General features: G+C 66.8%; 3 protein-coding genes. All 3 read left to right on the top strand.

The window, feature by feature from the left end; translation table 11 throughout:
* Positions 1-139: 139 nt before the first annotated feature.
* On the top strand, positions 140-805 hold the full coding sequence (locus O0K41_RS21935; RefSeq protein ID WP_005413120.1) for a TetR family transcriptional regulator: 666 nt from the start codon (positions 140-142) through the stop codon (positions 803-805).
* A gap of 26 nt (positions 806-831) precedes the next feature.
* A complete protein-coding gene (locus O0K41_RS21930) occupies positions 832-3,204 on the top strand; it encodes a 3-hydroxyacyl-CoA dehydrogenase/enoyl-CoA hydratase family protein (protein WP_099605903.1) in 2,373 nt (790 codons plus the stop codon).
* A 99-nt stretch (positions 3,205-3,303) separates the two neighbouring features.
* On the top strand, positions 3,304-4,512 hold the full coding sequence (locus O0K41_RS21925) for an acetyl-CoA C-acyltransferase (RefSeq protein ID WP_005409292.1): 1,209 nt from the start codon (positions 3,304-3,306) through the stop codon (positions 4,510-4,512).
* The last annotated feature ends 162 nt before the right edge of the window (positions 4,513-4,674 follow it).

Here is a 4,674-nt window from a genome sequence, read left to right as displayed (position 1 = left end):
CCCCCCCCCCCCCCACTACCCCATTCACCGACCTGAGTGAAATCTGACCGGGTCGGCCGATTTTGCTGCACTGCAAAATGCCATACGGTACCGTCTGGTCCTAGTATCAAACAATCGTTTGATTAAGGTCCGCCCACCGATGGCCAAGCCCGCCCACTTCTCGACCAAGGACCGGATTCTCGGCGCGGCCGAGGAGCTGTTCGCCCAGCACGGCTTCGCCGGCACCTCGCTGCGCCAGGTGACCAGCCAGGCCGACGTCAACATCGCCGCGGTCAACTACCACTTCGGCTCCAAGGAAAACCTGGTCAACGAGGTGTTCCGCCGCCGCATGGACGAGATGACCGGTGCCCGCCTGTCGCAGCTCGAGCGCGCCCGCGCCGAGCACCCGGGTGAACTGCGCCCGGTGCTGGCGGCCTTCGTCGAGCCGGCCCTGGCGCTGGCCCAGGACCGCCAGAACGGCGGCGCCTTCGTGCGCGTGATCGCCCGCGCCTACGCCGAGAAGAACGACAACCTGCGCAAGTTCCTGTCCGACCACTACGGCCACGTGCTGCGTGCGTTCGGCAAGGCCATCGGCGAGTGCGTGCCGGACCTGAGCAAGGAGGAGCTGTACTGGCGCCTCGACTTCCTGGCCGGCTCGCTGACCTATGCGATGGCCGACTTCGGGCTGATCAAGCGTCCCGCCGGTGTCACCGAAGCGGCGCATCGTGCCCATGCCGCCCACGAACTGATCCATTTCGCCGAAGCCGGGTTCCGCGCCGCCGCACGCGCCAGCGCCCTGCCCGCTTCCCTTGATTCCACCCAGTAACTGCTGACCAACAAAGGCCCTACACCATGTCCAATTCCCTGCTAGTCCGCCGCGCCGCCGTGCTGGGTGCCGGCGTCATGGGTGCCCAGATCGCCGCCCATCTCACCAATGCTGGCGTCGACACCGTGCTGTTCGACCTGCCTGCCAAGGAAGGTCCGGCCGACGGCATCGTGCTGAAGGCGATCGCCAACCTGGGCAAGCTGAGCCCGGCGCCGCTGGCCAGCAAGTCGCTGGCCGAAGCCATCACTCCGGCCAACTACGAGTCCGGCCTGGAGCAGCTGAAGGACTGCGACCTGATCATCGAGGCCATCGCCGAGCGCATGGACTGGAAGCAGGACCTGTACAAGAAGATCGCCCCGTTCGTGGCCGACCACGCGGTGCTGGCCTCCAATACCTCGGGCCTGGGCATCAACAAGCTGGCCGACGTGCTGCCCGAGCAGCTGCGCCACCGCTTCTGCGGCGTGCACTTCTTCAACCCGCCGCGCTACATGCACCTGGCCGAGCTGATCCCGGCCACCACCACCGATGCCGCCGTGCTGGAAGGACTGGAAGCATTCCTGGTCACCACCCTGGGCAAGGGCGTGGTGTACGCCAAGGACACCCCGAACTTCATCGGCAACCGCATCGGCGTGTTCTCGATCCTGTCCACCATCCACCACACCCAGCAGTTCGGCCTGGGCTTCGATGAAGTGGACGGCCTGACCGGCCCGCTGGTCGGTCGCCCGAAGTCGGCCACCTACCGCACCTCCGACGTGGTCGGCCTGGACACCATGGCCCACGTCATCAAGACCATGGGCGACACCCTGCCGAATGACCCGTGGCATGAATTCTTCAAGTCGCCGAAGTGGCTGGACGCGCTGATTTCCAAGGGCGCGTTGGGCCAGAAGACCGGCGCCGGCATCTTCCGCAAGGTCGGCAAGGACATCGTCGTGCTGGACCTGGAGAAGCAGGACTACCGCCCGGCCGACCGCACTGCCGCACCGGACGTGGTCGAGATCCTGAAGATCAGGAACCCGGCCGAGAAGTTCGCCAAGCTGCGCGAGAGCCAGCACCCGCAGGCGCAGTTCCTGTGGGCGACCTTCCGCGATCTGTTCCACTACAGCGCCTACCACCTGGCCGACATTGCCGAGACCGCGCGCGATGTCGACCTGGCCATCCGCTGGGGCTACGGCTGGTCGCTGGGCCCGTTCGAAACCTGGCAGGCCGCCGGCTGGAAGCAGGTGGCGCAGTGGATCGCCGATGACATCGTCGCCGGCAAGAGCATGAGCAACGCCCCGCTGCCGGATTGGGTCTTCGATGGCCGCGACGGCGTGCATGCCGCCGAGGGCAGCTACAGCCCGTCGCGCAACGCCAAGCTGCCGCGCTCGTCGCTGCCGGTGTACCAGCGCCAGCGTTTCCCGGATCCGCTGCTGGGCGAGACGTTCGCGCCGGGCGAGACCGTGTTCGAGAACGACGGCCTGCGCATGTGGCACGACGGTGATGGCATCGCCGTGGTCAGCTTCAAGACCAAGATGAACACCGTGTCCGACCAGGTGCTGGACGGCCTGCAGGAATGCGTGAGCCGCGCCGAGAAGGACTTCCAGGGCCTGGTGATCTGGCAGCAGAAGGAGCCCTTCTCCGCCGGTGCCGACCTGGCCGGTGCATTGGGCCTGCTGCAGGCCGGCAAGGTCGACCAGTTCGAGGAAATGGTCGCCAACTTCCAGCGCACCAGCCAGCGCATCAAGTACTCGCTGGTGCCGGTGGTGGCAGCGGTGCGTGGCCTGGCCCTGGGCGGCGGCTGCGAGTTCCAGATGCACAGCGCCAAGACCGTGGCCTTCCTGGAAAGCTACATCGGCCTGGTCGAGGCCGGTGTCGGCCTGCTGCCGGCCGGTGGCGGCCTGAAGGAACTGGCCGTGCGTGCCTCGCAGGCCGCAGGCCCGGGCGGTGACGTGTTCGCCGAACTGAAGAAGACCTTCGAGACCGTGGCGATGGCCAAGGTGTCCAACTCGGCGGTCAACGCCAAGGAACTGGGCCTGCTGCGCAGTACCGACAAGGTGGTGTTCAACAGCTACGAGGCCCTGCACATCGCCAAGGCCGAAGCCCGTGCACTGGCCGAAGCGGGCTACCGTCCGCCGCTGCCGGCACGCCGCATCCAGGTGGCCGGTGACGTGGGCATCGCCACCTTCAAGATGATGCTGGTCAACATGCTGGAAGGCCGTTTCATCAGCCCGTACGACTACGAGATCGCCGAACGCATCGCCACCGTGCTGTGCGGTGGCAAGGTCGACCGCGGCACCCTGGTGGACGAAGAGTGGCTGCTGACCCTGGAGCGCAAGCACTTCGTCGAACTGGCCCAGCAGGAAAAGACCCAGGCCCGCATCGCGCACATGCTGAAGACCGGCAAGCCGCTGCGTAACTGATTGATGGCGGGTGCCGACCCCTGGTTGGCACTCCTCTGCCTCTGGTGGGTGCCGACCGTTGGTCGGCACTCCGGCTAAAAAATTCGAGAGATCACTGCAATGACCAAGCAAATCCAGGACGCCTACATCGTCGCCGCCACCCGTACCCCGGTCGGCAAGGCGCCCAAGGGCATGTTCCGCAACACCCGCCCCGACGACATGCTTGCGCACGTGCTGCGCAGCGTCGTCGCCCAGGCCCCGGGCGTGGACGTCAACCGCATCGATGACGCGATCATCGGCTGCGCCATGCCGGAAGCCGAGCAGGGCATGAACGTGGCGCGCATCGGCGTGCTGCTGGCCGGCCTGCCCAACACCATCGCCGCACAGACCGTGAACCGCTTCTGCTCCTCCGGCCTGCAGGCCGTGGCGCAGGCCGCCGACGCGATCCGCCTGGGCAACGCCGACCTGATGCTGGCTGGTGGCACCGAGTCGATGTCGATGGTGCCGATGATGGGCAACAAGATCGCCATGGCGCCGAGCGTGTTCGACAACGACCACGTGGCCATCGCCTACGGCATGGGCATCACTGCCGAGAAGGTCGCCGAAGAGTGGAAGGTCTCGCGCGAAGACCAGGACGCCTTCGCCCTCGCCTCGCACCAGAAGGCCATGGCCGCGATCCAGAACGGCGAGTTCAAGGACGAGATCAGCCCGTACGAGATCGTCTCGCACCTGCCGGACCTGGCCGACGGCCAGCGCATCATCACCCGCAACAAGATCGCCGACACCGACGAAGGCCCGCGCCCGGATTCCTCGGCTGAAGGCCTGGCCAAGCTGCGCCCGGTGTTCCGCAACGGCCAGTTCGGCGGCACCGTCACCGCCGGCAACTCGTCGCAGATGAGCGACGGCGCCGGTGCCGTGCTGCTGGCCTCGGAACAGGCGATCAAGGACTACGGCCTGACCCCGCTTGCCCGTTTCGTCAGTTTCTCGGTGGCCGGCGTGCGCCCGGAAGTGATGGGCATCGGCCCGATCGCTGCGATTCCGAAGGCACTGAAGCAGGCCGGCCTGACCCAGGACCAGCTGGATTGGATCGAGCTCAACGAAGCCTTCGCCGCGCAGTCGCTGGCGGTGATCCGCGATTGCGGCCTGGATCCGAGCAAGGTGAACCCGCTGGGTGGCGCGATTGCCCTGGGCCACCCGCTGGGTGCGACCGGCGCGATCCGTACCGCCACCCTGCTGCACGGCCTGCGTCGTCGCCAGCAGAAGTACGGCATGGTGACGATGTGCATCGGCACCGGCATGGGCGCAGCGGGTATTTTCGAGGCGCTGTAAGGATCAAGGCGTTGCCGGCTGATTGTTGGTTGGCTGTGGGGCCCGGGTGGGTGAGGCTGCCCGGGACACGCCGTGAACCCCCAGACCGGCCCAGCCGCTGGCGGCTGTGCGTTCGGGCGCTTGCGAAGCAGTGCTTCGCAAGCAAAGCGCCCTCACCCATGG

It is taken from the genome of Stenotrophomonas sp. Sm2128 (genome assembly GCF_030985535.1).
Taxonomy (GTDB): Bacteria; Pseudomonadota; Gammaproteobacteria; order Xanthomonadales; family Xanthomonadaceae; genus Stenotrophomonas; species Stenotrophomonas maltophilia.
Note: the sequence above shows the minus strand (reverse complement) of the source record. Positions and strands in the feature narration are given on the sequence as shown.

Excerpts from the sequence above, each read along its gene's own strand:
- O0K41_RS21935 (WP_005413120.1), top strand. The coding sequence starts at position 140 with ATGGCCAAGCCCGCCCACTTCTCGACCAAGGACCGGATTCTCGGCGCG.
- O0K41_RS21930 (WP_099605903.1), top strand. The coding sequence starts at position 832 with ATGTCCAATTCCCTGCTAGTCCGCCGCGCCGCCGTGCTGGGTGCCGGC.
- O0K41_RS21925 (WP_005409292.1), top strand. The coding sequence starts at position 3,304 with ATGACCAAGCAAATCCAGGACGCCTACATCGTCGCCGCCACCCGTACC.